Origin of the sequence: Paraburkholderia dinghuensis (genome assembly GCF_003837865.1) — a bacterium.
GTDB classification, from domain to species: domain Bacteria; phylum Pseudomonadota; class Gammaproteobacteria; order Burkholderiales; family Burkholderiaceae; genus Paraburkholderia; species Paraburkholderia dinghuensis.
In genome coordinates, this window is the sequence record NZ_RQIS01000007.1 from 242,972 (window position 1) to 268,017 (window position 25,046).

The 25,046-nt window shown below is 64.0% G+C and carries 26 protein-coding genes; 14 read left to right on the forward strand and 12 right to left on the reverse strand.

The features are described 5' to 3' along the window. The first annotated feature begins 27 nt into the window (after nt 1-27). On the forward strand, nt 28-270 hold the full coding sequence (locus tag D1Y85_RS11960) for a hypothetical protein (protein WP_246024890.1): 243 nt from the start codon (nt 28-30) through the stop codon (nt 268-270). A gap of 39 nt (nt 271-309) precedes the next feature. Here D1Y85_RS11960 and D1Y85_RS11965 read toward each other — a convergent pair whose 3' ends face one another. The 6 genes from D1Y85_RS11965 to D1Y85_RS11990 all read right to left on the reverse strand — a co-directional run bounded on the left by D1Y85_RS11965 (nt 310) and on the right by D1Y85_RS11990 (nt 8,024). Further along, entirely contained in the window at nt 310-1,362 is a 1,053-nt protein-coding gene (locus D1Y85_RS11965; protein ID WP_124151336.1) for an alcohol dehydrogenase, read from the reverse strand. Between the two features lie 372 nt (nt 1,363-1,734). Continuing rightward, a complete protein-coding gene (locus tag D1Y85_RS11970) occupies nt 1,735-2,322 on the reverse strand; it encodes a DUF2894 domain-containing protein (protein ID WP_246024886.1) in 588 nt (195 codons plus the stop codon). After that, the gene (locus tag D1Y85_RS11975; RefSeq protein WP_124151260.1) at nt 2,315-2,962 is read right to left on the reverse strand and encodes an OmpA family protein; all 648 of its coding nucleotides are present in this window, start codon (nt 2,960-2,962) and stop codon (nt 2,315-2,317) included. The genes D1Y85_RS11970 and D1Y85_RS11975 overlap by 8 nt, the downstream gene beginning before the upstream one ends. Beyond that, the gene (locus D1Y85_RS11980) at nt 2,959-5,067 is read right to left on the reverse strand and encodes a DUF802 domain-containing protein (RefSeq protein ID WP_124151261.1); all 2,109 of its coding nucleotides are present in this window, start codon (nt 5,065-5,067) and stop codon (nt 2,959-2,961) included. The genes D1Y85_RS11975 and D1Y85_RS11980 overlap by 4 nt, the downstream gene beginning before the upstream one ends. A 10-nt stretch (nt 5,068-5,077) precedes the next feature. Continuing rightward, the gene (locus tag D1Y85_RS11985; RefSeq protein ID WP_124151262.1) at nt 5,078-5,812 is read right to left on the reverse strand and encodes a DUF3348 domain-containing protein; all 735 of its coding nucleotides are present in this window, start codon (nt 5,810-5,812) and stop codon (nt 5,078-5,080) included. A 211-nt stretch (nt 5,813-6,023) separates the two neighbouring features. Continuing rightward, nucleotides 6,024-8,024, reverse strand: coding sequence for an acetoacetate--CoA ligase (locus tag D1Y85_RS11990; RefSeq protein WP_124151338.1), 2,001 nt, complete (start codon nt 8,022-8,024; stop codon nt 6,024-6,026). Nucleotides 8,025-8,240: 216 nt separating this feature from the next. On the opposite strand from D1Y85_RS11990, the gene D1Y85_RS27910 reads away from it, so the two are divergent. Continuing rightward, nucleotides 8,241-8,375 (forward strand): hypothetical protein, encoded by a 135-nt coding sequence (locus D1Y85_RS27910; RefSeq protein ID WP_124151263.1) that lies wholly within the window; start codon nt 8,241-8,243, stop codon nt 8,373-8,375. Between the two features lie 133 nt (nt 8,376-8,508). After that, nucleotides 8,509-9,843 (forward strand): ATP-grasp domain-containing protein, encoded by a 1,335-nt coding sequence (locus tag D1Y85_RS12000; protein WP_124151264.1) that lies wholly within the window; start codon nt 8,509-8,511, stop codon nt 9,841-9,843. A 37-nt stretch (nt 9,844-9,880) separates the two neighbouring features. Here D1Y85_RS12000 and zwf read toward each other — a convergent pair whose 3' ends face one another. Next, the gene (zwf, locus tag D1Y85_RS12005) at nt 9,881-11,356 is read right to left on the reverse strand and encodes a glucose-6-phosphate dehydrogenase (RefSeq protein WP_124151265.1); all 1,476 of its coding nucleotides are present in this window, start codon (nt 11,354-11,356) and stop codon (nt 9,881-9,883) included. Nucleotides 11,357-11,555: 199 nt separating this feature from the next. After that, complete coding sequence (locus D1Y85_RS12010) at nt 11,556-12,872, reverse strand: Nramp family divalent metal transporter (RefSeq protein WP_124151266.1); 1,317 nt, start codon at nt 12,870-12,872, stop codon at nt 11,556-11,558. Between the two features lie 249 nt (nt 12,873-13,121). On the opposite strand from D1Y85_RS12010, the gene D1Y85_RS12015 reads away from it, so the two are divergent. The 3 genes from D1Y85_RS12015 (at nt 13,122) to D1Y85_RS12025 (ending at nt 16,484) form a co-directional block, all read left to right on the forward strand. Then, the gene (locus D1Y85_RS12015; RefSeq protein ID WP_246024891.1) at nt 13,122-14,078 is read left to right on the forward strand and encodes a YVTN family beta-propeller repeat protein; all 957 of its coding nucleotides are present in this window, start codon (nt 13,122-13,124) and stop codon (nt 14,076-14,078) included. Between the two features lie 36 nt (nt 14,079-14,114). Next, the gene (locus D1Y85_RS12020; protein ID WP_124151267.1) at nt 14,115-15,119 is read left to right on the forward strand and encodes a sterol desaturase family protein; all 1,005 of its coding nucleotides are present in this window, start codon (nt 14,115-14,117) and stop codon (nt 15,117-15,119) included. Nucleotides 15,120-15,365: 246 nt separating this feature from the next. Further along, a complete protein-coding gene (locus D1Y85_RS12025; RefSeq protein ID WP_124151268.1) occupies nt 15,366-16,484 on the forward strand; it encodes a 3-deoxy-7-phosphoheptulonate synthase in 1,119 nt (372 codons plus the stop codon). Nucleotides 16,485-16,526: 42 nt separating this feature from the next. On the opposite strand, the gene D1Y85_RS12030 is transcribed toward D1Y85_RS12025, so the two are convergent. The 3 genes from D1Y85_RS12030 to D1Y85_RS12040 all read right to left on the reverse strand — a co-directional run bounded on the left by D1Y85_RS12030 (nt 16,527) and on the right by D1Y85_RS12040 (nt 18,631). Next, complete coding sequence (locus D1Y85_RS12030) at nt 16,527-16,910, reverse strand: hypothetical protein (protein WP_124151269.1); 384 nt, start codon at nt 16,908-16,910, stop codon at nt 16,527-16,529. Between the two features lie 189 nt (nt 16,911-17,099). Continuing rightward, nucleotides 17,100-17,909 carry a siderophore-interacting protein gene (locus D1Y85_RS12035; protein WP_124151270.1) on the reverse strand — a complete coding sequence of 270 codons (810 nt, stop codon included), beginning with the start codon at nt 17,907-17,909 and terminating at the stop codon, nt 17,100-17,102. A gap of 38 nt (nt 17,910-17,947) precedes the next feature. Beyond that, nucleotides 17,948-18,631: a PadR family transcriptional regulator gene (locus D1Y85_RS12040; RefSeq protein ID WP_124151271.1), complete on the reverse strand. Its 684-nt coding sequence runs from the start codon at nt 18,629-18,631 to the stop codon at nt 17,948-17,950. Nucleotides 18,632-18,956: 325 nt separating this feature from the next. Here D1Y85_RS12040 and D1Y85_RS12045 point away from each other — a divergent pair, with 325 nt between their 5' ends. The 4 genes from D1Y85_RS12045 (at nt 18,957) to D1Y85_RS12060 (ending at nt 20,750) form a co-directional block, all read left to right on the forward strand. Then, on the forward strand, nt 18,957-19,259 hold the full coding sequence (locus D1Y85_RS12045) for a type II toxin-antitoxin system HigB family toxin (protein ID WP_124151272.1): 303 nt from the start codon (nt 18,957-18,959) through the stop codon (nt 19,257-19,259). 5 nt (nt 19,260-19,264) lie between these two features. Then, nucleotides 19,265-19,627: a helix-turn-helix domain-containing protein gene (locus D1Y85_RS12050; RefSeq protein ID WP_124151273.1), complete on the forward strand. Its 363-nt coding sequence runs from the start codon at nt 19,265-19,267 to the stop codon at nt 19,625-19,627. A gap of 313 nt (nt 19,628-19,940) precedes the next feature. Further along, nucleotides 19,941-20,153, forward strand: coding sequence for a hypothetical protein (locus tag D1Y85_RS12055; RefSeq protein ID WP_124151274.1), 213 nt, complete (start codon nt 19,941-19,943; stop codon nt 20,151-20,153). A gap of 3 nt (nt 20,154-20,156) precedes the next feature. Next, the gene (locus D1Y85_RS12060) at nt 20,157-20,750 is read left to right on the forward strand and encodes a hypothetical protein (RefSeq protein ID WP_124151275.1); all 594 of its coding nucleotides are present in this window, start codon (nt 20,157-20,159) and stop codon (nt 20,748-20,750) included. Here the strand turns inward: D1Y85_RS12060 and D1Y85_RS12065 are convergent. After that, nucleotides 20,698-22,251, reverse strand: coding sequence for a DHA2 family efflux MFS transporter permease subunit (locus D1Y85_RS12065; RefSeq protein ID WP_484217434.1), 1,554 nt, complete (start codon nt 22,249-22,251; stop codon nt 20,698-20,700). The genes D1Y85_RS12060 and D1Y85_RS12065 overlap by 53 nt on opposite strands. A 386-nt stretch (nt 22,252-22,637) precedes the next feature. Here D1Y85_RS12065 and D1Y85_RS12070 point away from each other — a divergent pair, with 386 nt between their 5' ends. The 4 genes from D1Y85_RS12070 (at nt 22,638) to D1Y85_RS12085 (ending at nt 25,029) form a co-directional block, all read left to right on the forward strand. Further along, a complete protein-coding gene (locus D1Y85_RS12070; RefSeq protein WP_124151277.1) occupies nt 22,638-22,886 on the forward strand; it encodes a hypothetical protein in 249 nt (82 codons plus the stop codon). A gap of 480 nt (nt 22,887-23,366) precedes the next feature. Continuing rightward, the gene (locus D1Y85_RS12075) at nt 23,367-24,377 is read left to right on the forward strand and encodes a ParB/RepB/Spo0J family partition protein (protein ID WP_124151278.1); all 1,011 of its coding nucleotides are present in this window, start codon (nt 23,367-23,369) and stop codon (nt 24,375-24,377) included. Nucleotides 24,378-24,400: 23 nt separating this feature from the next. Beyond that, entirely contained in the window at nt 24,401-24,646 is a 246-nt protein-coding gene (locus D1Y85_RS12080; protein ID WP_124151279.1) for an HNH endonuclease signature motif containing protein, read from the forward strand. A 74-nt stretch (nt 24,647-24,720) separates the two neighbouring features. Continuing rightward, on the forward strand, nt 24,721-25,029 hold the full coding sequence (locus tag D1Y85_RS12085; protein WP_124151280.1) for a hypothetical protein: 309 nt from the start codon (nt 24,721-24,723) through the stop codon (nt 25,027-25,029). The last annotated feature ends 17 nt before the right edge of the window (nt 25,030-25,046 follow it).

Consider the following 25,046-nt stretch of genomic DNA (forward strand, 5'->3'; position numbering starts at 1 on the left):
CAAAACGCTTTTGCCAACGCCGAGAAGATGAATCCCGCACCGAAGAACGAACCCACGCAAGAGCCCAAGCAAGGACCCAGGCGCAAGCAGCCGCCCAAGTGGTTGCTGAATACCCTCACCGCGCTGGTGGGACTGGCTACGCTCGGCGTTGGCGTCGGCTGGCTGGTTTACAGCTGGATCGTCGATCTGGAGATCCCGTACTTCGCGATTCCGCTGGTGCTCTGCGTGCCCGTGATCGTCGCGGTGGCGTTTCGCAACTTCTGGGACTAGGATCCCCTTTCAACCTTCCTTTCGTGTTGTCGCAGCAACTCACGGCACGAGCACTTGCCGTCCGACGACGCGGCCTTCGTGTAACGCCTTGAGCGCATCATTGACCTCGTCGAGCGGCCGGCTCGACACCGGCACGGGACGGATCTTGCCGTCGCGCATCAGCGAGACCAGTTCGCGCAACTCGGCCAGCGAGCCCACATAGTTTCCTTCGATCCGCAGCGGCCGCATCGGGATGGTCGGCAATGGCAGCGTGATGTCGCCGCCCATCAGACCCACGATCACGATGTGAGCGCCACGCGCGCACGCGTCGAGTGCGAGCGTCACGGTCGGTGTCGCGCCAACGAGATCGAGCACGGCGCGTGCGCCGCCGCCGACGGCATCGGCAATCTGTTTCGCAGCGTCGCTCGCGCGGGCGTCGATCGCGGCGAGCGCGCCTTCCTTCAAGGCGGCTTCGCGTTTTCCCGCATCGATATCGACGACGATCGCGCCACGGCCGCCAAGGGCCTTGAGCACTTCGATGGCCATGAGCCCCAGGCCGCCAGCGCCGATCACGACGACCGGCGTTTCGTGAATGCGCTCGCCGAACTTCTTGATGGCCGAATACGTGGTGATGCCCGCGCAGGCGAGCGGGGCGGCTTTCACGGGATCGAGACCGCCCAGGTCCACGAGGTAGCGCGGGTGCGGCACGATCACGTAGTCGGCGAAACCGCCCGCGCGCATGATGCCGAGCGATTGGGGTTTCACGCAGATGTTCTCTTCGTCGCGCAGACAGGCCGCACACTTGCCGCAGCCGATCCACGGATACGCGACGGCGACCATGCCAGTTTGAACAGGACCCGCCTCGGAGCCGGCGCTGACGACTTCACCGCATATTTCATGGCTTGGCGTGAGCGGCAGCTTGATCCCACGATCGGTGAGCGAGAGTTTCTTGCCGCCGCCTAGATCGTAGAAGCCTTCCCAGATATGCAGATCCGAATGGCAGAGGCCCGCCGCCTTCACGCGCAGCAGCACTTCCGTGCCCTGCGGTTGAGGGATGTCCTGGTGCATCAGTTCGAGCGGCTGGCCGTGATGGGTCACGCAAAAACAACGCATCTGCATCGGTCTCTCCATGATTGAGGGGACGACGGGTAAGCGATGAGGATCCGATCGCATGATAACGGATACCCGACCCCAAGTCCGCGCGTTCAGTCCTGAGTCAGGGAAAATCCCGCATGCGTGTCATGTGGGGTGTCTGGGCCTTCACGTCAGTTCGAGTTCGTCGATGGAACCCGTCGCGTTGCCGCAGTGCGCGACCGGCTCAGGTGGTGAGCGATGACGCGGCTCGTCGTATGGCGAGATGAGGGCGAGGCAGCTTGAGCAGGAGGCAGCGCTCGCGCTGGCGGCGCTGCTTCGCAGGCAAAGTGCGCTGCGGCGCACCCTGCAGCAGGAAGCGAAGGCGTGTTGGCGATCGAAGGGCCCGCGGCGCTAGCGCGACTTGCTTCGCGCGCTTTTCCTGCTGCCTGCGGTGCGTGGCGTTTCCTTGCTTGCCGGAGCTTCGGTGCCGCCGAAGTGTTCCATCCACGACAGCGAGTCCGCGTAGGAAAGAAAGTGCTGCAGGTAGCCGGGCGACAGCTCGCGCATCAACGAAAGCGATCGATGCACGAGACTGCTTGAATTGAGAGGGCCGGCATTCTGCGGAACCTGGCCCAGCGATTGACGCAGCTGGTTCTCGGTGCGCAGGCTTGCCCAGATCTTGCGGAAGTAGTCGAGCATCTCGGGCGGCGACGGCCGTGCGTGGCCGGACATCGAATCGGCCAGTTCGCCCAGCGGACCGCGAGTGGGCTTGCGCTCTGATGTGTCCTCGGCAGGCGCTCGGAGTTCAGATCGAACCCCGCGCTGCACATTTAATTCGGACAACCTGGCATCCAGCAATGCTCGCGCTTTTCCGCTGTGATTCGTCGAGCGGCGCTCCAGCGCTTCGATGAAGCGCAAGTGCGCCGGCCCGACCCGATCCATGCCACATGCGCCGGGGGAGTCAGGTTGCGCCTCATCCGGAATCGTTTCGTCACTCACTGCGCTCTCCGCCGGAAGCGGTCGATCGCGGGACCGGTGCGATTTCCACGCGTCGGTTCTTCGCGCGTCCGTTCGCGTCGGCGTTCGAACTCACAGGCTGCTGCGAGCCGAATGCGGCCGCGAACACCGACGAAGCCGGCACGCCCTGATCGACGAACGCGCGCGTCACCGTCAACGCGCGCTGGGCCGACAGCTCCCAGTTGTCCGCGAATTGATGGTTGCCGGAGCGCACCTGCTTGTCGTCCGCGAAGCCGCTCACCATCAGGATCTCGTCGTGCGACTTCAGGTAGGCTGCGAGCGGTCCGGCCAGGCTCTTGAGCAGATCGCGGCCTTCGGGTTGCAGTTGATCGGAGTTCTGCGCGAACAGCACGCTGCCGCTGATGCCGATGCGTCCATTGACCAGCGTGACGCGTCCGGACGCGAGCGGCCCCGCCAACGCGTCTTCAAGCGTCTTGCGCCGCTGCGATTCCAGTTGACGCTGCTTGACCGCATCGTCCAGCTTCGTCGAGAGTTCGAGTTGCACGCCGATCACAGCCACGAGGATCAACACGAATGCGCCCAGCAGGACCGACATCAGGTCGCTGAAGGCGGCCCAGATGGGCGTCGTCGGCTCTACGCCGCCGTCGATATCCTCGCTCATGCGGCGTCGGCTCCCGCTGCGATGGCCGTGTCGGCGCGCCGGTCCGCAAGCTGCTGCAGGTCTTCCATAATCTGCCGTTGCGACAGCATGCTCAGGTCGATCACTTCGCGCGCCTGCGCGACGTAGTAGGCAAGCTGCTCGTCGCTGCGTGCGAGCGACTTGTCGAGTGCGCCTTCGATGCGTTGCAGATGCGTGACGAGCTTGTCGTTCGACTTGCCGAATGCCTGCACGGCCGCACCGAACGCGTCGCCGAGGCTCGCGACTTCTACGGCGCCGCGCGTGACCTGCGCGGCAATGCCGTCGAGTTGACTTACTTCGGATTCCACACGATCGGTGAATCGTTTGCCGACGCGTTCGAGCAGGTCAGCCGACGTGCCGACGAGCGCGTCGATTGCACTGCGCTGTTGCGTGGACGCGTGATTCACGGCATCGAGCAGGGTTTCGAGTGTGGTGAGCAGTCGGCTGCGTTCTTCGAGCATCGCGTTGTCGCGCGCCATGCTATCCGAAAGCTTCTGACGCAGTTCGGCGACAACCTCGGCGGCGGCGCGCGGGGCTTCCGACGCCGCCTGTACGAGCCGGGCGATCTCGTCGATCGTGTCGCGCGCCTGGGCCTGCGTCTGCGCCGTGATGGCGTTTGCGGTGCGCTCCAGCGTGTCGCAGATCGCCTGTTGCCGGTCGGCGGTTTGCACGGCTGCGCCGTCCCAGTGCTCGCGCAGCGTCGCGCTCATCGAGGCGACGCTGTCTCGCCACGCGGCGAGCCGCGCTTCGTCACTGGACGCGAGGCGCGTTTGCAACTGCGCGTGCGATTCGTCCACGGTGCGCAGCAATGTGGACGCGTGTTGCTCGAACGTCGCCGCAACCGCGGACAGCGCCTGCGCCTGGCCGGCGGCGAGTTTTTCGCTGGCGCTCGACTGCAGCGCGAATGCAGCGCTCCATTTTTCCGACACCGTACCCGCCGCGGTGTCGAGACGCGCGGCCACGCCGTCGAGCAGGCCCGCCGAACGTTGCTCGAAGGTTTCGGCGTAGCGATCCAGCGATGTGCGCAGATCGGCGGCGAGCGCTTCGTTCGACCGGCGGTGATCCGCGAGCGCTTCGTGCCAGAGCGTCGAGACGGCGGCGGTCGTCGTTTCGAGGCCGCCTGAGAGTCCGGCAAGCTGGCGATCGACCGCTTGCGTCACGACACCGTGCAGCGCGGCCGTTTCGGCTTTGAGGCTCGCCATCGTGGTCTCCACGACGGGCCGGATCGCGGCGCTCGCGGCTCTTGCGCCTTCGGTGGCGCTGTCCTTGAGCGAGCGCGCGACGAAGCCGGCGAGTTCGGCATAAGTCGCCTCGGTCTTGCCGAGGAAGTGCTGCTGCATGGCGATCTGACGTTCGTTCAGGGCGAGGCTCTGCTGCTCGATGGCCTGCATCATCGACTGAAGGCGATCGACGAGAACGGGCATCGCCTCGGCCTGCCGCTGCAGCAGCTTGAAGCTTGCTTCGCGCTGATGCGCATGCGAGAAGACGCGCAGGGTCGTCGCGATCTTTGCGTCGAGCCGCTCGGCTGCCTCGCTGCGCTGGCGGCGGGCAAGCGCCGACATCAGCCCGAGCATGGCCGACGTCGCGACGCCCGCGATTGACGTGCCGAAGGCGAAGCCAAGCCCCTTCACCGGCGCGGCGAGCGAGGCGCGAATCGCAAGCGGGTCCGTCGCGCTCTGAAGTGCCGCGCCCGTGCCCTTGAGCGTCGCGACCATGCCGAGCAGCGTACCGAGCATCCCGAGCAGGACGAGCAGGCCGACCAGATACGGGGTCAACGCGGGGCCGGGCACGGCGACGCGCTCACCCATCACGCGCAGGCGCACCGGCCCGCGCAGTCCGGGATGAAGCCGGTCGAGCCAGGCGTCGAGCGTCGCGGGTGGTTCGGAGAGCGACGCCACGGCTTGCTGCAGCGTGGCGGTCGCCTGCGCGTAGCGCCGCAGTTCGAGCGCGCCTGCGACATAGCAGGCGCCGATCAGTAGCGTGACGGCAAGCGCCAGCGGATTCGAGCCGAGATAGCCGAAGGCGATCCAGCAGACGGCGGCGAAGCCGGCCAGAAAAACTACGAGGTCGAAACGGAATCGGGACATAAAGTCTTGGTTAGCGGGCGCGAAGGGCTGCGAGCAGTCCTTCCACCGGTTGAAACCGAACGTCGAGTTCGGCGAGCAGCACGTTCTGCATTTCCCTGCGGAACCCGTCGAGCCACGCGCCGGGTGTGGACGCTGCGGATTCCCCGCCGGCCTGCGCGGCGGCCAGTGCCTCATCAGCTGCGCGCAGGCGTTCGAAGCGGGCACCGAGCAACGCGGGCACCGAAGCCAGCAGGCTCCGCTCACGCGCGCCGAGCGAGCGCTCCATGATCGCGTCCACTGCGGCGAGGCGGGCGAGCGCGGGCGTCTTCGCGGCCAGCATCACGCGCAGGCGGGCGCGCAACTGGCCGATATCGGTTTCCATCGCCTGCTGGAGGGACAGATAGCGCTGACGATATTCCGCGTAGTCGGCGCGCTCGTCCGCCGGGGCGGCCGGAGCCGGTGCACGGGCGTCGCGCCGCATCAGGGCGGGCGCGCTCTCGCGGGTGATCGTCCGCGTGAGGGCACTGCGCACGCTTGCGCACAGGTTCGCGTCATCGCGTCCGAACGCGCGTGCGTGCGGCGCGACAGCCGGCGGCTCGCCGGTCAGCGCCGCGGACAGCGCGATGGCATCGGTCCAGCCGAGCCACTGGCTCAGGCGGTCCGGGAGCGATTGCGACGATTCGGCAACGTTGGTGTCGGCCAGTTGCGCGAGCAGGCGCGCGAGCGCCGGTGCGCTCGGCGCGGCACGCTGGGGGGCTTGCACCATGTTACGAAAGGAAAAAAGGCAGCAGTTTACACTCTGCCGCGTTTTCGACCTCAAGTGCGTCGATCGCGACGGGCTGAAGGTCGATGCTGTAGGCCCGGTCGATGCGCTTCGCACACGCGCTGTCGAGCCGGATAGCCGTCGCCGCGAAGGGCGATGCGGGGTGCGTGTGTCGTTGCCCGCCGCGCGAAAGAGGCGCTCGGGCTTGAGCGCTTCAGCGTTTTGCCCGACGCTCGTCCATCGTTCGTGCGAACGCATCGAACCAGGCCAGCGTCTCCGGGTTGGCCATCGTTCCCGGATTGGCGACTTTGTCGAGCGGCTGGCCGAGCAGCAGCTTCTTGACCGGCAGCTCCATCTTCTTGCCAGAAAGGGTGCGCGGCACGCCATCCACCTGAAAAACCTCGTCGGGTACGTGGCGCGCGGAAAGCGCCACCTTGATGCGCTCGCGAATCGTTGCCGCCAGTTCCGGTGTCAGCACGTGATCGGGCCGCAGCACGACGAAGAGCGGCATGTACGATTCGCGGCCCAGGTATTCGAGGTCCACCACGAGACTGTCCAGCACCTCCGGCAGGTCCTCCACCGCGCGATACAGCTCGCTCGTCCCCATGCGGATGCCGTGGCGATTGATGGTCGCGTCGGATCTGCCGTAGATGATCGCGCCGCCGCGCGCCGTGATGCGCACCCAGTCGCCGTGGCGCCACACGCCGGGCCAGACGTCGAAATAGCTGTTGCGATAGCGTGCGTCGTTTGCGTCGTTCCAGAAGCGCAGCGGCATCGACGGCATCGGTGCCGTACAGACCAGTTCGCCGACTTCGTCGATCACCGGCTTGCCCGCGTCGTCGAACGCTTCGACGCGCGCGCCGAGACAGCGGCACTGCATCTCGCCGAGCCAGACCGGCAGCGTCGGCACGCCCGCCAGGAAGCATCCGGCGAAATCGGTGCCGCCCGCTATCGTGTCGATCCACACGTCGCCGACATGATCGAGGATCCATCGGTACGCTTCGGGCGGCAGCGGCGAGCCGGTCGAGCCGACCGCGCGCAAACGCGACAGTCCGGATACCCGACGCGGTTCGACGCCCGCTTTCAGGCACGATTGATAGAAGGCAGCGCCCGCGCCGAAGAAATCGACGCGCGCATCGCCGATGAAACGCCAGAGCGCGCCGAGGTCGGGGTAGCCCGGACTGCCGTCATAGAGGCAGAGCGTCGCGCCGACGAGCAGGCCGCCCACCTGGAGGTTCCACATGATCCAGCCGGTGCTCGAATACCAGTTGTAGCGATCGCCGGGGCGCAGATCGAGATGCAACGCCGCGATCTTTACGTGCTCCAGCACGATGCCGCCATGCGAGTGAACGATGGGCTTGGGCAGCCCGGTCGTGCCCGACGAATACACGATCCACAAGGGATGGTCGAAGGGGAGCGCGACGGGTTCGAGCCGCGCATTGCCCGCGATGGCGTCGGCCCACGCGACCGTGTGCCTGAATTCGGCGTCGTATTCGCCGACATTCGCGTTCGCATCGAGATTCGGCACGAGCACGACGTGGTGCACGCTCGGCAGTTCGTCGAGTAACTCGTGCAGGAGTGCGCGACGGTCGTATGACTTGCCGGCGTATTCGTAGCCGTCGACGGCGATCATCACCGCGGGCTCGATCTGGCGGAAGCGGTCGAGCACCGCGAGACGGCCCATGTCGGGTGCACATACCGACCAGATCGCGCCGACACTCGCGGTCGCTAGGAACGCGACCACGGTTTGCGGGATGTTGGGCATGAACGCCACAACGCGGTCGCCGCGCTCTACGCCCATGCCGCGCAGCGTGGCGGCGAGCGCGGCCACCTGGCGCTCCAGTTCGGCCCAGCTCATCTCGCCGTCCCGGCCGGCCTCGTTGCGATGAACGATGGCTGGCCACGCGGCCGTCGCGTGGCGGAACACCTGTGCGACGTAATTCAACTGCACGCCGGGAAACCAGCGTGCGCCGGGCATGGCGGCATCGGTGAGCGCCTTGCCGCGAGGCGTGTCCGATGCGATGCCGGCCCAGTCCCAGATCGCCGACCAGAAAGCGTCGATATCGTCGACCGACCAGCGCCAGAGCGCGTCGTAATCGTTGAACGAAAGACCGCGCTCGTTCGCGAGCCATTGCATGAATCCGGTGACGCGCGCGCGTGCGACCGTCTCGGGCGAAGGCATCCACGCGGGGCGTGCATTGGCTTCGTTGCGCATATTCACGTTATTGGTTTCCTCCAGCAAGGCGGCGAGCGGCGATCAGGCACCGTCCCGTGACAGGGCGGATTTGCCGCGTTTTTCCCATGTGGTCCATTTGTTACCATTTTTCGTACCCCGCACACCACCCGGTTAAACGCCGACTCGCTGCGCTCGCGCCTGCGCATGAGGGTGATCCGGGGAGTTAATGGCGCGTTACACGTACGGGGTTTCATCATGCGGCGCATCGGCGCTTTTTGCATTTGCACCTGGCTGGCGGCAGCCATCCTGTTCCTTGGCCAGCATTCAGTGCCGATGATCGCGGTGAGCGGCGTGGTGGCGTTTGCGGGTCTGGACATTTTTCGTCCCTGATTTCGGCTGACTTCGGCTGATCGTTCCGGCACGTTTAAGTGCAGCGCGATGGCGAACTGGCGGATTTTGCGTGGTTCCTGCGCGGGCCGTTAGACTTCACGCTTCGCCCACTGCCGGCCCGCGAGACGCGGGCATGCCGATGACCGACGCCCTGTTTTCCGCTGTAACCGATACACCTTCACAACATCGCGACGAGGCACAGCGCGCGCGCGCCAACGGCGATGAACTGGCCGCGCTCGCACATCTGATCGCCGCCGAGGCGCTCGACGCGCACGCGGCAGGCGCCATATCGGACGGCGCGGCCCGCATCGCCATGGTGGCGACGGGCTACTTCATGAAGGGTGATCACACGAGCGCGCAGCGCTGGTACGAACTCGCGCTCAATCTGGACGCAGCGCAGGCCGCTGCCTGGCAGAATCTCGCTGCGATACACACGACGGCTGGCCGCGACGACATCGCCGATCATTGCCGCGACCGCGCGTACGCGCTGCAACGTGTCTACGTGGAATCATCGGGCGAGCCGGTGCGTCGGGTATTGCTGCTGTGCGCGGGCCGCTCCGCCGGTAACGTTCCGTTCGATCTGCTCGTGCCGACACCGCACAACGCGCGCATCAAATACGCCATCGACTACGCCCAACCGTACGAAGACGCGCTGCTGCCGCCCTTCGATGTTGTGTTCAACGTAATCGGCGACGCCGATATCGCCTCGCCACTGCAGACGCGCGTCGAGCGATTCGCGCGCGCTGTATCGCGTCCGGTGCTTAACGTGCCCGAACGTGTATCGGCCACGCGTCGTGACCGGTTGCCCGCGTTGCTTCACGGTCTGGATGGCGTGCAGACTGCGCCCTGCATCCGCATCGAAGCCGCCGACGCACACGCGCAAGCGCGCATCGATTCCGCCGGTCTGAAACTGCCGCTGCTCGTGCGCCCTGTCGCAACGCATGGGGGAGAAGGGCTGGTTCGTTGCGACACGCCCGTCGAACTCGAAGCGGCGCTCGCCGCGCAATCCGGCCCGTTCTACGTAAGCGCATTTCGCGACACGCGCGACGCCGACGACTCATACCGCAAGTACCGCGTGGTCTTCGTCGATCGCAAGCCGTATCCCTACCATCTCGCGATTTCGCCGCACTGGATGGTCCACTACTTCTCCGCGGGCATGGAAGGCGTGCGCTGGAAGCTCGACGAAGAAGCGCGCTTTCTCGCCGATCCCGCTGCGGCACTCGGCGAGCGCGCCGCGAAGGCGATCGCCGCCATTGGGCAGCGGCTCGATCTCGACTATGCAGGTGTGGATTTCACGCTGCTGCCGGACGGCAGCGTGTTCGTGTTCGAAGCGAACGCGACGATGCTCGTGCATCGCGAGCGCGCCGGCGGCGAACTTGCGCACAAGAACGACTACGTGCAACGCATCGCCGACGCATTCGAAGCGATGATGCACGCGCGCGTGGGCGCCCCGCGCGGGGCGGCGTGACGCGCGCGATGCGGTCGATGCGGTCGATGCATCCCGATCAGGCTTCCTCCGCCCACGACATCCCTTCGCGCGCCAGCAGCGCGGACGAAGCGGCCGGTCCATACGTGCCTGACGTGTAGGTGCGCGGCCGGTCGCCGAGCTCATCCCAGCCGTTGAGAATCGGCTCGACCCATGTCCACGCCGCTTCGAGTTCGTCGCGGCGCATGAAGTGCGTGAGACGGCCGCGAATCACGTCGATCAGCAGACGCTCGTAGGCTTCCGCGCGGCGCTCAGGGATCGCCTGCTGCAGATCGAGGTTCAGGCTCACCGGCAGCATGTTCATGCCGCTGCCCGGCTCCTTGGCCAGCATCTGCAACTGGATCGATTCCTCGGGCTGAAGCTGGATCACGAGGCGGTTGCCGTAGTTGCGCGGACCGCTCGGGAAGATCGAGAACGGGAGATCGGCGAATTCGATCACGATCTCCGACTGGCGCGTCTGCATGCGCTTGCCCGTGCGCAGGAAGAACGGCACGTTGGCCCAGCGCCAGTTGTTGATGTGTGCGCGCAGCGCGACGAATGTCTCGTTACGGCTGCCCGGCGGCACGTTGTCCTCTTCGAGGTAGCCCTTCACCGGCGCGCCGTCCACGGCGCCTGCTCCGTACTGGCCGCGCACAGTGTCGCGTGCGATGTCGGCCAGCGTCATCGGGCGCAGCGAGCGCAGGACCTTGAGCTTTTCGTCGCGCACGGCATCCGGGTCGAGCGAGACGGGCGGCTCCATCGCGACGATGCACAGCAATTGCAACAGGTGGTTCTGCACCATGTCGCGCAGCGCGCCGGTGTGATCGTAGAAGCCCGCGCGGCTGCCCACGCCCACAGTCTCCGCCACCGTGATCTGCACGCTGCGGATGTACGGCGCCTGCCACAACGGCCCGAAGATCGGATTGCCGAAGCGCAGCACCATGAGGTTCTGCACCGTCTCCTTGCCGAGATAGTGGTCGATACGGTAGATCTGCGACTCCGCGAAATGGCGGCCGACCGACTCGTTGATTTCCTGCGCCGACGCGAGGTCGTGGCCGAGCGGCTTTTCCAGCACGACGCGCGAACGTTCGTCCAGCAGCTTCGCGGACTCGAGGTTGTCACAGATCGTCGTGAAGAGCTCGGGCGACGTCGAGAGATAGAACACGCGCAGCGCGTCCTTTCGGGAAGCTTCCAGCAGGCGAGCGTAGTCGCGGCCGACGTTCACGTCGATGACCACATACTGGAACAAGGCAAGAAAACGGTCCCATGCCTCCTTATGGAAAGCTTTGGCTTCAACGAAGGGGCGCGACTGTTCCTCCATGAACGCGCGGTACTGCTCGATCGTCCAGTCTTTGCGGCCCACGGCGATGATGTGCGTTTCCGGGGGCAGGTTGCCGTGAAGGTGCGCCATATAAAGCGCGGGCAGCAGTTTGCGCGCGGCCAGGTCGCCTCCGCCGCCGAAGATGATCATGTCGACGCTTTCGTCGGGCGCAGCTTGGACAGGCTGTTTCGTCATGGCAGATCGGATGTGGCGCCTCGTCGTACCTGGTTTTGCCTGGTGTTGCCTGGTGTTGCCTGGTGGTATCCGGAAGGCGCTTGGTGGCGCGCAAGTGGCGTGCCGGTTGTAAAAGGCGTCGCAGCGGTGAGACGGCGCGACGCGGCCAAAAAAGCTAATGGTGCATGGTTTCCCGTGAATTTGCACGCGTGCGGTGTGTTCAGCCGAGGCCGGGCACGGCGACGCCGCCGATACCAAGCAGCAAAACCGTGTTCAACGCGAGCACGATAGCCGCGCCGGTCACCGCGAGCCAGACCGTGAAGCGACGATTGCGATACGTGCCCATCACGTCGGCGCGGCTCGTGAACCAGACGAGCGCAGCCATCGGCACGGGCAGCGCGAGGCTCAGCACGACCTGGCTTGCGACCAGCGCCTGGGTGGCGTTCACGCCGAAGCCGACAACTGCGAAGCTCGGCACCATGGTCACGAGGCGGCGCAGCCACACGGGAATCCGGAAGCCGATGAAGCCTTGCATGATCATCTGCCCGGCCATCGTGCCGACGACCGAACTGGAGATGCCCGAGGCGATCAGCGCGAGCAGGAACACGCCCGCCGCGCCAATGCCCAGCAGCGGCACGAGCGTTCGATAGGCTTTGCCGATTTCGGCGACATCGGGAAAGCCTTGGTGAAAAGCACCGGAAGCCATGATGACCATGGCCATGTTGACGAGTCCCGCGACGGTCAAAGCGATCACGACTTCGATGTTCGAGAAGCGCAACAGGCGGGTGCGTTCGGTGTCGTTGCGCGGCACGACGCGCGCCTGGGTGAGGCCGGAATGCAGGAAGAGGGCGTGCGGCATGACCGTCGCGCCGACGATGCCCACGGCGATCATCGCAGCCGGTGCATCGGGAAGGCGAGGTCGGACGAGATCGTGCACGACGCTCGGCCACTCGATCGGCGCGACGAAGAGTTCGACCAGATAGCAAAGCGTGATGATCCCGACGAGCGCACCGATGACGAGTTCGAGCGGCCTGAAGCCCGCGCCTTCAAGCAGCAGCAGGCCGTAGGTCACCAAAGCTGTGATCACCATGCCGGCGAGGAGCGGCATGTGAAAGAGCAGGGCTAGCCCGATCGCGCCGCCGAGGAATTCGGCGAGATCGGTTGCCATCGCCGCGATTTCGCTCACACCCCACATCGCCCAGACGACGGGTGCGGGCAGGTGTTCGCGGCACAGTTCGGCGAGATTGGACCCCGTGACGATGCCGAGTTTGGCCGAGAGCCCCTGAAACAGCATCGCGATGGCGTTGGCGAGCACCACTACCCACAGCAGCGCATAGCCGTAGCGCGCGCCGGCCTGGATGTTGGTGGCGAAATTGCCGGGGTCCATGTACGCCACCGACACCACCACGGCCGGGCCCGCCAGCGGCAGCAGCAGCGCGGCGCCGCGGCGGCGTCCTTCGAGCGCTTCCCGCACCGCAGCCGTCGTGCTCTTCGTCAGGCCTTCGGGCAACTGTTCTTCGCGGATGCGCTGATGCATGCACGGCTCCTCGAAGTTGGGGGCGGAACGACGCGCGGCGTTGCGCGGCAAGGCTCGCGACGCGAAAAACGCGTCATCGGATTGGGGGGCTCACGCGTTAAGCAGACAATCCGTGCGCGACACGCCGCCGCACCTGCCTATCTCAGCACAAACCGGGCGCTCGCGCTGCAACCGGCTTCTCTCCCTTACGAAATGCCTGAATATCCGATCATCCGTATTACGAAAGCCCGCATCGCTTCGACGTTGCTGATGGGCGCGCTCGCGTGGGGCACGCTCGCCCACGCCGACGACAAGGTCATCGTGCTCGATTCCGGCGAGGCGCAGCTTTCGCTCATCGACGAAGCGAGTCGCACCGTGGTCGGCACCGAGCCCACCGGCAAGGAGCCGCACCACCTGATGATCACGCCCGACGGGCAGTCGCTGATCGTCGCGGACTCCGTATCGAACGACCTGATGTTCCTTGATCCGCGCACGGGCAAGGTGCAGCGTCGCGTGGAGGGCATCGAGGACCCGTATCAACTCGGCTTTTCTCCCGATCACAAGTGGTTCGTGACGACGGGTCTGCGCCTCGACCGTGTGGACATCTACAGCTACAACGGCCACGACGTCACGCTCGTGAAGCGCATTGCGCTCGCGAAGACGCCGAGCCACATCACGTTCGCCTCCGACAACAAGACCGCATTCGTGACGCTGCAGGACACGGGTGAAGTGGCCGCGATCGATCTGCCCACACAGACCGTACTGTGGAAACTGCCGGTCGGCAGCACCCCCGCCGGCCTGTGGATGACGCCCGGCGACAAGTATCTGCTCGTCGGCATGACGGGCGAGGACGACGTGGCCGTGGTGGACTGGCGCAACCGCACGGTCGTGAAGCGAATCCAGACCGGGCGCGGCGCGCACAACTTCCGCAATCTCGACGACGGCAAGCACGTCGCGGTGTCGAATCGGGTTGAAAGCACGATCAGCATCCTCGACTACACGACGCTCACGAAAACGGCCGATATCACGGGCCTGCGTCCCGGCCCCGACGATATGGAACTTTCCGCAGACAAACGCTATCTGTGGGTGACGTTCCGCTTCGCGAGGCACGTCGGAATCATCGATCTCACGACGCACAAGCTGATCGACACGATCGCCGTCGGCCGCTCGCCGCACGGCATCTATTTCGCCAACCGGGCGCCGGTCGTGGCGCCGAATCCGGACTGAGTGTGCAGGCCCCGAAGAACTCATTCGAGAGACTCGATGATTGACACCCTGATCTCGCAGCTCGACAACGCCGTATCGTGGCTGCAGACGCTGGTCTACGTGGACGTGTTCCAGCCGGTCTACTACAAGGTCGGCCTGATGGGCTACGACGACGACACCTACGACGCGCTCTACTGGGTGATCGTCGGCCTGCTCCAGGTCGGGCTCAGCTACATCGTGCTGCGCCCGCTCGAAGCGCTTCGGCCCGTCGAAGCCTGGGGCGACCGCAAGGCGGTGCGCGCCGACGTCTGGTACACGTGGATCGCGAAGCTCGGCATTCTGAACCTCGCGTTCTTCTTCATGCTGCAGCCGGTGTTCAGCCACTTGCAGAGCCTGATGGCGATCTACAACGTGCCGAACATCGACGTGGACAGCCTCTGGCCTGGCGTGACCGACAAGTCCATTGTGTCGTTCCTGATCTACCTCGTCGTGCTGGACTTTGCGGGCTACTGGTATCACCGCTGGCAGCATCGCATTGGCATCTGGTGGGAACTGCACGCCGTCCATCACAGCCAGCAGCAGATGTCGCTCTGGTGCGACGATCGCAATCATTTCCTCGACGACATCATCAACGCAGCATTCTTCGCGGCTATCGCGCTCTTCATTGGCGTGCAGCCCGCGCAGTACGTCGTGCTTGTGGCTGTCGGCAATTTCATGCAGAGCGTGCAGCACGCCAACGTGCGGCTGCCGTTCGGCCCTGTGCTGGAGCGCATCGTCGTGAGCCCGGCGTTCCATCGCCGCCATCACGCAATCGGCTACGGCCACGAAGGCACGCGTTACGGCTGCAATTTTGGCGTGCTGTTTCCGTGGTGGGACACGCTGTTCGGCAGCGCTTCCTGGAACAAGACGCTGGAGCCCACCGGTATCCGCGACCAGCTTCCCACGCCGCAAGGCGAGGGGCTCGACTACGGCGAGAGCGTGATCGCGCAGCAGTGGCACGCGCTCGTGCGCATCGCGCGGCGCTTGCGCGGCAAGCGTGATCCGATGGGAACAGCGTCCTGACGCGTGGCTTGTGAGGGCCGCGGTCCCGTCGGTCGTCCGGCTTGTGCAGTTCAACGCATGTCAAAGCATTTCAATGCTCTTCAACGCCTTTGAACGCCCGCTCGCGAGGCGGCGCGAGGCCGCCTTGACCGGCGTCCGGGCGCGCCGCGCCGCAGTGCGCCGCCGGATGCGATAATCCTGCCTGTTCCTGGCATCGCCCAGCACCGAACCGCAAGACCCGCGCCATGCGCGAGGCAGGAGAGCATCTTGAGCCGCATCGACAATCCGCAGCACGATCAGGAAGTTGGCTTTGCCGACGCCACCGTTGACTCCACCCGCATCGACGACGTGCGCATCGGCGCCGTGCGTCCGCTGATTTCGCCCGCACTGTTGCTCGACGAACTGCCGGTACCGCAAGACAGGCAGACGCTCGTGGAAACGAGCCGCGCGCAGATCGCCGACGTGCTCAAACAACGCGATGACCGCCTCATTGTCGTGGTGGGGCCGTGCTCGATCCACGACCACAACCAGGCCATCGAGTACGCAAAGCTGCTGAAGGAGAAGGCCGACGCGCTGAAGGACGATCTGCTCGTCGTGATGCGGGTCTACTTCGAGAAGCCGCGCACGACCGTGGGCTGGAAGGGCTATATCAACGATCCGCGTCTCGACGGCAGCTTCCGCATCAACGAAGGCCTGCGCGCCGCGCGACAACTGCTGCTCGACATCAACGCGCTCGGACTGCCGACCGCCACCGAATTCCTCGACCTGCTGAGCCCGCAATACATCGCCGACCTCGTCGCCTGGGGCGCGATCGGCGCGCGCACGACCGAAAGCCAGAGCCACCGGCAACTGGCGTCGGGGCTGTCCTGCCCGATCGGGTTCAAGAACGGCACCGACGGCGGCGTGCAGGTGGCCACCGACGCCATCGTGGCCGCTCGTGCGAGCCACGCGTTCATGGGCATGACGAAGATGGGCATGGCTGCGATCTTCGAAACGCGCGGCAACGACGATTGCCACGTGATCCTGCGTGGCGGCAAGACGGGGCCGAATTACGATCGGGCGTCGGTGACGGCATGCTGCGAGGCGCTCGCGAAGGCCGGCTTGCGCGAGCAGGTCATGATCGACTGCTCGCATGCGAATTCGAACAAGGCGCATCAGCGGCAGATCGAGGTCGCGAGCGACATCGCCGGTCAGGTTGCCGGCGGTGACCGGCGGATCGTCGGCGTCATGATCGAAAGTCACCTTGAAGAAGGGCGCCAGGATCTCAAGCCGGGCGTGCCGCTCAAGCGCGGGGTGTCGATCACCGATGCGTGCATCAGCTGGGCGCAGACCGCACCGGTGCTGGATACGCTGGCGCAGGCCGTACGCGCGCGCAGAAAGGCCTGAGACGCGGGCGGGCGGCGACGTTTTCGCTCGCTGCCCGACGCCTCACGGTTTCGGCAGTACGCTCTTGCTGCGGCGGTTACGTGGGGGCGGTTCGACGCCAATGCGCTCGTCGCGCGCGAGTACAAGCGCCGTCATCTTTTCCACGATGTCTTCGAACGCCGGATCGGCTTGCCGGACGTACAGCCATTTTCCGATCACCGGATGTGGCTTCAAAGCGGGCATTTCCTCGATGAGCGCGGCGTGACGGTCGTGCGACGTGCAGACCAGCAAACCGTTGAACGGCTCCTCGCGATCGGCGACGACGAGATACAACAGGCCGTCGATGTAGGCGGCGTCGCAGCCGAACATCCGTTTGCGCAAGTAGCCGGCGTCGCGTTCGAGGGCTTCGAGTATCCAGTCGAGCGAGTTGCGTACTGAGGAAGGCATGGGCGTGGCGTCCGTGAGCGGAAATGGGCGATAACTCAGATGCGATGCTATACGCAGCGTCGCACGCACGCCGGAGCCGCTGAAGGCGGCATCGCATCCCCCGCAAACCGTCGCGCCGATGGTCGATACATCCGGCGCGACGCGCGCACGATGAAACGCTGCGCCCACTTGCGCCACACGCTTTGCGGCTCAGTCCTCGATTGCCTCGTGCGCATCCTGCGCGCCGCGCCGCCAATAGGCCGATGCGCGAATGCACTTTTTATCGACGCCGCGTTCGTTCACGAGGTGCGCCCGCACGGCGCGGATCCCCGACGCCTCGCCTGCCGCCCACACGTGTCCAACGCCGGGCGGCAGCCAGATTTCGCGGACGGCGTCGAGCAACGGGTTGTCAGAAATCGCTTCGTCGCGATAGCACCAGACCGCGTAGCAGTCGGTTTCGGTCGGCAGTTCGATACGGGCGGCACGGTTCGCGACTTCAATCACCACCGCCACACGCGCATCTGCGGGAAATTCCGCGAGGCGCCGCTGGATTGCGGGCAGGGCGGTTTCGTCGCCGATCAACAGATGCCAGTCGTAGCCGGACGGAATCACCATCGACCCGCGCGGACCACCGATGCCCAGATACTGGCCCGGCTGTGCCTGCGTTGCCCACGTGGTTGCCGGGCCGGCTTCGTGCAGCGCAAACACCAGGTCGAGCTCGCCCGCTTCGACGTCGAAGCGCTGCGGCGTGAAATCGCGCATGACGGGGCGCCCGGCGCCCTCAGGGAAGATCGGGCCATCCGGGCCGGGCGCTGGTAAAGCAGGTTTTGTGGCGCCTGAGGCCGGGAAAAACACCTTGACGTGATCGTCGAACGACGCCGAAACGAAGTCGCTCAAGTCGCCCGTAAGGGTGACGCGAACGAGCGAGGGCGAGAGCGGCTCGACGCGCGCGACGCGCAGCAGCCGGAACTTAAGCGGATGACGCACACGGACGACTTCAAGCGCTGACGGGTTTTGCATAAATGGCTCTCCGGTTGAGACGGGCTGTCCGCGCGGGATCAGGCGCCGACCTGTTCGATTTCTTGCGTGGCGCGCATCAGGATTGCGGCGAGGCGGCGCTGCTCATCGGGCGATGCATCGGTGCGGCGCAGCAGTGCATGCTTGAGCGCACGCCGCGCTTCGATCAGTTCGCGCACCCAGCCACCTTCTGTTTCGTCGGCCAGATCCTGTCCCGCGAACGCGCGGCGCATCAAGTCCATCTTGCGTCCGAAGTGTGTGAGCCTCGCGAGGATCATGTCGGCGCGTTCGCGGTGGGCATCGAGATGCGCGCGGCCCTCGGGCGACAGCTCATAGCGCTTGCGGTTGCCTTCCACCGTGACGCTTACATAGCCGACTTCTTCCAGCCAGGTGAGGGCCGGATAGACCATGCCGGGGCTCGGGCTATAGAAGCCGTTCGAGCGGGCGTCGAGGGCCTTGATGAGCTCGTAGCCGTGGCTTGGGCGCTCGGCGAGCAGCGCGAGCAGCATGAGTTGCAGGTCGTCCGACGTGAACTTGCGGCTTCGGCCGAAACCGTCGCCATAGCCGTCGCCGTCACCGAACCCTCGGCTGAAGCGCTCGCCCCAGCCGCCGGCTCCTTCGCCATGTGAACGGTGCCGGCCCATGGCGTGCCAAAACGCGTGCAGGGTGGACATACGGCTCGAAACTCCGCAGCCGTTGCGGCCGAAATAATGAGGGTGGCGCATGTCGCCTCCTTTTCGATATCGTAAAACATGTCTTAAGATATATATCGTAAGAGTGTTTGTCAAAGTGAATTTTGGGGGGCAAATGGGTGATGACCAGGGCGCTGCAGCGGGCTCCCGGCTTGAAAGCTAACGGGGCACCCACACGGTTAGCCATTCGGCAGCTATTGGTCTCGCGCCCGGGAAGATAGACTTCGACGATGGAGCGATTCGTTCTGGCACCCAGAACGGATGTGTCCTCCGCAAGCAGGACAGGCGGCGTTTAGTTTTTGTTTTCGCCGGAGCCAGAAACCATTGCGAAAGTCCTAATATGGGACTACCATAACCCATGCGTATCGTTGCCAAGAAAGCCTTGCTGGACTTCATCAGAAATCACGCACGAGCCGAACAGGCGCTGTTGTCGTGGCACGCCGAAGCAGTCAAAGCTGCCTGGCAAACACCCCAGGACATCAGGAATGACTACGGTTCGGCGAGTTTCGTCGGCAAGAATCGGGTGGTGTTCAACATCAAGGGCAACGATTTTCGACTGATCGTCGCGGTCGCTTACCGGATTGGCGTGGTGTATATCAAGTTTGTTGGCACCCACGCCGAGTATGACAAGGTAGATGCGGCAAACGTGGAAATGGAGTAATGGGAATGGATATTCGTCCGCTGCGCACTGAAGAAGATTACAAGGCTGCACTCGCCGCCGTATCCGCGCTTGTCGATGCCGACCCGGCCCCCGGCACGCCGGAGGGCGATCGGCTTGAAATTCTGTCGCTGCTGGTCGAGCGGTACGAAGACTCGCACTTCCCGCTCGCGAGCCCCGATCCTGTCGAAGCGATCAAGTTCAGGATGGAGCAGCAGGGGCTGAAAGCCTCCGACATGAAGCCGTATATCGGCAATACGAATCGCGTCTACGAAGTGCTGAACGGCAAGCGCGCGCTGAGCCTCTCGATGATCCGTCGATTGCACGCGGGTCTGCATATTCCCGCGGAAGTGCTGATCGGCGCGATCTGATCCGGTGCGCCCCGGCGCGCGACTGTATCGGACGAACCGGAGGATCGGGTGCGCCGTGCGGGTAGTCAGCCGCGCCGGCGCGAGTGGGCTCGCGCTTTTCGATTCATGCTCGACGGTACCCGCGTGGCACGGGAACGTTGACCCGAAAGACATATTGAACCAAAGCAGCGCATGTCGGCGGGGTGGCCAGTGGCGTGATTGTCGTCGCCCGTTGCCTTCGATTAATCGGAGACCGGCCCATCGTTGCCGGCGATCAAATCGGATTCAGTTGGCATGATTTACACCGAGTATGCGGTTATGCCATTTTCGAAGCATGACCACGAAACGCAGCAAATCCCGGCTGGCGGGAGAACTCGGCCTCTTTGTCCAGCAGTACGCCCGTAAGGCACACGCGTTGGATCCGAATGACCGGAAGTACGATCGCAAGCTTGAAAAGAAAATGAAGCAGCTCTCCCCATTTGAGCTATCGGAGTTGCTTTCCGACGCGGGCGAAGAGCCAGGTGAGCAGCGCGGTGACGAGGATTGACAGTTGGAGATTGCCGACTTCAACCGGATATGGTCCGCTGTCTACGGGCATCCCGCCTGGTCTGTGAAGCACGGCCACGGCAGCTTTCTTACGCTCGAGTTCGGACAGCCTGAGCTTCAGATCAGAGAGCCGCGAGTTGCTGCACCCGGTGCGTCTGAGTGTGTCCGGGAACGTTTGAGCCGCCGGGACGTGAATGTGACTGGCAGGTGGCACTTGTGGATCTATTGCTGCAACTGGTCAATCACGCTGAACGGCAAAGAGGCCGCCTACAGCGACTCGCCGGACGATGACATCAAGTCTGCGGTGCAGCGACTCGACGGCCAAAAGCTGCTGTCTGTCTCATGGGGCGAGACGCCGGGCGCATGGGTATTCACTTTCGACCTGGGCGGTGAGTTGAAAACCTGGCCGTATGACGACGATCCGACGTACGAGCAATGGTTTCTTTTCGTGCGCGATTCGGGCAACGTCCTTTCTGTACGGGCGGATGGTCTCTGCTCCTATGATTCGGAACACGTTCCAATGGGAGATGAAACGTGGACTCCGATCAATGCGCGCCCGCCGCGCCCCCGCCGCCGGCGCCCTTCGTCGACTTCGTGACCCAGATTAGCGGAATGATGGCGAGGAAGATGATCGCCGAGATGTAGAAGATGTCGTTCAGGCCCATCATCGCGGCCTGCGACGTCACATCGAAATCGAACAGCGCGCGCGCCGACGGCTCGCTCATATGCAGAAGCGTCTGCGTGTTCTCGATCGACTGGTTGAACGCGGGGTTATTCACGGAAGCCTGCTCCGTGAGCCGTGCGTGATGCAGGATCGTGCGGTTGTTCCAGGCGCTCGTTGCGATCGAGGTGCCGACCGCGCCGCAGAACACACGCACAAAGTTTGAGAGGCCCGCGGCGGCCGGTATGCGATGTTGCGGTTGTCCCGCGAGGATGATCGCGGTGAGCGGCACGAAGAAGAGCGCCATCGGGATGCCTTGCAGCAAGGTCGGCAGCACGAGGTGGAATGTGTCGATTTCGAGCACATACTGCGCGCGCATGAAGAAAATCATCGAAAAGAGTACGAACGCGACCGTTGCGATAACGCGCGCGTCCGAGTGCGGCAGGATGCGGCCGACCACCGGCGCGAGGATCACGGCGAACACGCCGAGCGGCGCGGTGACGAGGCCCGCGTCCACCGAGCGGTAGTTCAGATACTCCTGCATCCACTGCGGCAACAACACGAGGTTGCCGAAAAACACGCCGTAAGCGACTGAAATGGCGATTGTGCCGCCGAGAAAGTTACGTTGCCCGAAGAGCCGCAGATCGACGATCGGATGTTCCTCGGTGAGTTCCCAGATCAGGAAAAACGAAAAGCAGATGAGGGCGGTGATGCCCAGCGCGACGATCAAGGGAGAATTGAACCAGTCGAGGTCCTTGCCCTTGTCGAGCAGGATCTGTAGCGACGCGACCCACGCGACGAGCAGACCGAGGCCCACGACGTCGATGGGTGGCTTGCGCGTCGGCGATTCGCGGTGGCGGTAGATTATCCACGTCACGAAGCCCGCGAACAGGCCCACCGGAATGTTGATGTAGAAGATCCACGACCAGTTGTAGCTGTCGGTGATCCAGCCGCCGAGCGCCGGGCCCGCGATCGGTCCGACTGTCGTCGTCATTGCCCAGAACGCGAGCGCAGTGGCCGATTTTTCCCTCGGCCAGGAACCGAGCAGGATGGCCTGCGACAGCGGAATCAGCGGACCCGCGACTGCGCCCTGCAGGACGCGCGCAACGAGCAGGAACGGCAGACTCGGCGCGATGCCGCAAAGCCACGAGGCCAACACGAACGAGAGGATCGACGAGACAAAAACGCGAACCTGGCCGAAGCGCTGCGTGAGCCAGCCGGTGAGCGGAATCGACACGGCGTTGGCGGCCGCGAACACGGTGATGACCCATGTGCCTTCATCGACGGAAACGCCGAGGTCGCCCGAGATCGTCGGGATTGCGACGTTGGCGATCGACGTGTCGAGCACGTTCATGAAGGTTGCCATTGACACCGCGATGGTTGCGAAAACAAGTTTCGCTCCATGAAGCGGAGGCGGTTGTGTGGCTTGGGTTTGCACGGAATTTGCCTGTGTTGTTGTGAGCGTGGGGAACCGGCCAGGCGGGAGCTTGCTTGACGTGGGGAAATCCGTTCCCCCACAATTCCCCACACGGTGCGACGCGGGGAACAGCATACCTCGCCCGCCTCCATGCCGCTGATGAACAATACATTTTGTACGGTCATTTTATCGCGTTGTACTGCCATTTTATCGGTGCAATAAACCGGTGCCATTGCCGGTTTTAAGGTGTGAATATTAATACGTTCTGTCTGTCATTGACGGATTGGTTGTTCTGCGCTGCAGTGCAAATCCTTGCTAATCCCCGCAGCCATTCCCCACATTAAAATGGGATTGAATTCTCTTTGTCGTTTTGTTAATTGAATTAATTCGTTTGATTGGAAAAAATCATGAAGAAATTAACAACTGTTGATAACGGTGTGCTGGTCGAATCCATGCCGCTGATTGGCCGGATACAGCACTGCATCAAGCGTGCGCAGACGCTGCAGCAGCAGGGCGATGAAACCGCTGCCATGGCGCTGGGCTGTGCGGCAGAGTCGGTCCTGTCCGCGTTGATTACCGGGGATTTACGTAACCAGTTCATGGTATTGCCGGAATCGGTGCGGTCATTTTATGAGGTCGTGCAGGATAATGCGTAAGCGCGAGCTTGCTTGATTTCGTCGTATGGGGCGTACATAATGACCACATTGCCGAATATCCCATGCACGCGTCTGGCGTTCACATCGGGTACAAGGCATAGGCTCATGAAGCACCAGTGACGCCCGGTCGTCACCGATGATCCTCTCTCTCACCAGGTTGCAGTCGCCAGGTACGCGTTGACACCAGGGCCGTCCCACCCCTAATTTGGCCCCAGCAGCACGGTACGTCGTCACCACGTCGCCCATCTAACTTGATCGAACGGCCTTCCGTATGGGGTACGCCGTCCGCTATCTGCCCTGGCTGCATGTGGCGGGTTGCTTTTGATCACCCCGAGTGCATGACACGAAGCGTTAGCTGATAGCGTCTGACCCGTCCTCTCCGGATCGGGGCAGCGAGCTTGCGTTTGCCAGCCGTGTTCACGGTGGGCCGATTCCCTTTTGTTGTTCGTTTCTTATCCTTTTTCCCCAGGAGCCATAGCCATGCCTGTAAACAAAGCCAGCCTTCTCGAACGCGCCAGGACCACGAATTCGATCCGCACGCTTGCGGATGCAGGCGTCATCAAGGAAGACCGCTCGTACAAGATTCCGCTCGATCTGCTGGAAGAAGAAGAAGGCTACAACCCGCGTGACTATGACAGTCCCGAATGCGTGGAGAAAATCCGCGCGTTCGCTGATGCGTACAAGGCGGGCCGTTATGTGCCGCCCATCGAGTTCCGCGTGATGAATGGCCACGTGCTCGTGGTCGAGGGCCACCAGCGGCGGCGTGGTGCACTGCTGGCGCGCTCCGAAGGTGCAGAGATTCCCTGGCTGTTCGGTTTCCCGTTCACGGGCGACGACAACGACCGCGACGCGCGGGTGTTCACGGCAGAGGATGGCCTGAAGCACACACCGCTGGGCCTCGCGGTGGTGATCCAGCGCATGAAGAACCGGGGCCTCGCCAACCGGGAAATCGCGGAGCGCATCGCGCGCACGCCGCAACTGGTCGAGCAGTACCTCGTACTGGCGAGGATACCCAGCGAAGCGAAGACGATGGTTGCGGACGGGCAGGTTGATGCGCAGGCAGCAATCGCCCTTTTCCGAAAGCACGGGGACAACCTGGTGCAGGTGCTCAAGGGGTTGCGCGAAACCGTGAAGCAGGAAGCGCAGACCGCGCCCGAGAACGGCAGGCCGAAGGGTGGTGTGAAGGCCGCGAAACCACTAAAAGCGCCGAAGGTGACGGTAGCAGCAATCCGCAAGCTGGAAGAAAAGCAGCGCAGCACGCCGCCGTTGCGGACCGGTCTCACGCCTGTACAGCTTCAGCAGGTGGCGGTGGCGGTCGATGCGTTTGCCCGCGTGCTGGGCGGCGACGAACTGCTGGCCGAGCTGCGTGAGGATGCGGGCGAGGCGGCGAATGACCATGTGTACACGCTTGAAGTCGCACCGTCGCAGGTGCATGCGTTCATGGAGGCGTGGGCACTGCTGCAGCCCCTGACGTTCGCGAATGCTGCGTAACGGTGGACAACATGGAGATGACGATGGGACAGGACCCGAAGGACCGCGACTACCGCAAGGAATACCGGCGCGACCACGCGTCCACGACGCAGAAGCAGGACCGCGCCGCACGCAACGCCGCACGCCGCACGATGGCGCGCAGGCTGGGACCTGCTGCCATCGCCAACCGTGACATCGACCATATCCAGCGCCTGAAATCAGGCGGCACCAACGCGCCGTCGAACCTGCGTGTGATGACGGTGCGGCGCAACCGGGGACGTAATAACTGAGATGGGCGATTACCACGGGGGAGTCTAACGAATTGTTATATTAGTTATGCTAATTGACTAAGCTGGAGGTTGCCATGGAAAACGTCACGCTTGAACCGGACGAAAAACCGGTTGCCGATGAACCCCGCGTCCCCGGCAGGGGGCGACGGCATCCCCTGACGGATGACGAGGTACACACGCGGCTGATGGCATGGCTTGATCGTCATTACGGCGGCAACATCGAGTACATGGCGATGAGTCTGGGCATGACCCCCTCCTACGCACAGATGATCGTGAAAAAGCAGCGTCCGGTGCCACGCTGGATGCTCGACCGGCTGAACATCGTATGCCGACGCTTCACCGTGGTCGAGCGGTATGACGCGTCCAGGAATCACACCCTGTGATTTTCCTGGAGGGCGTC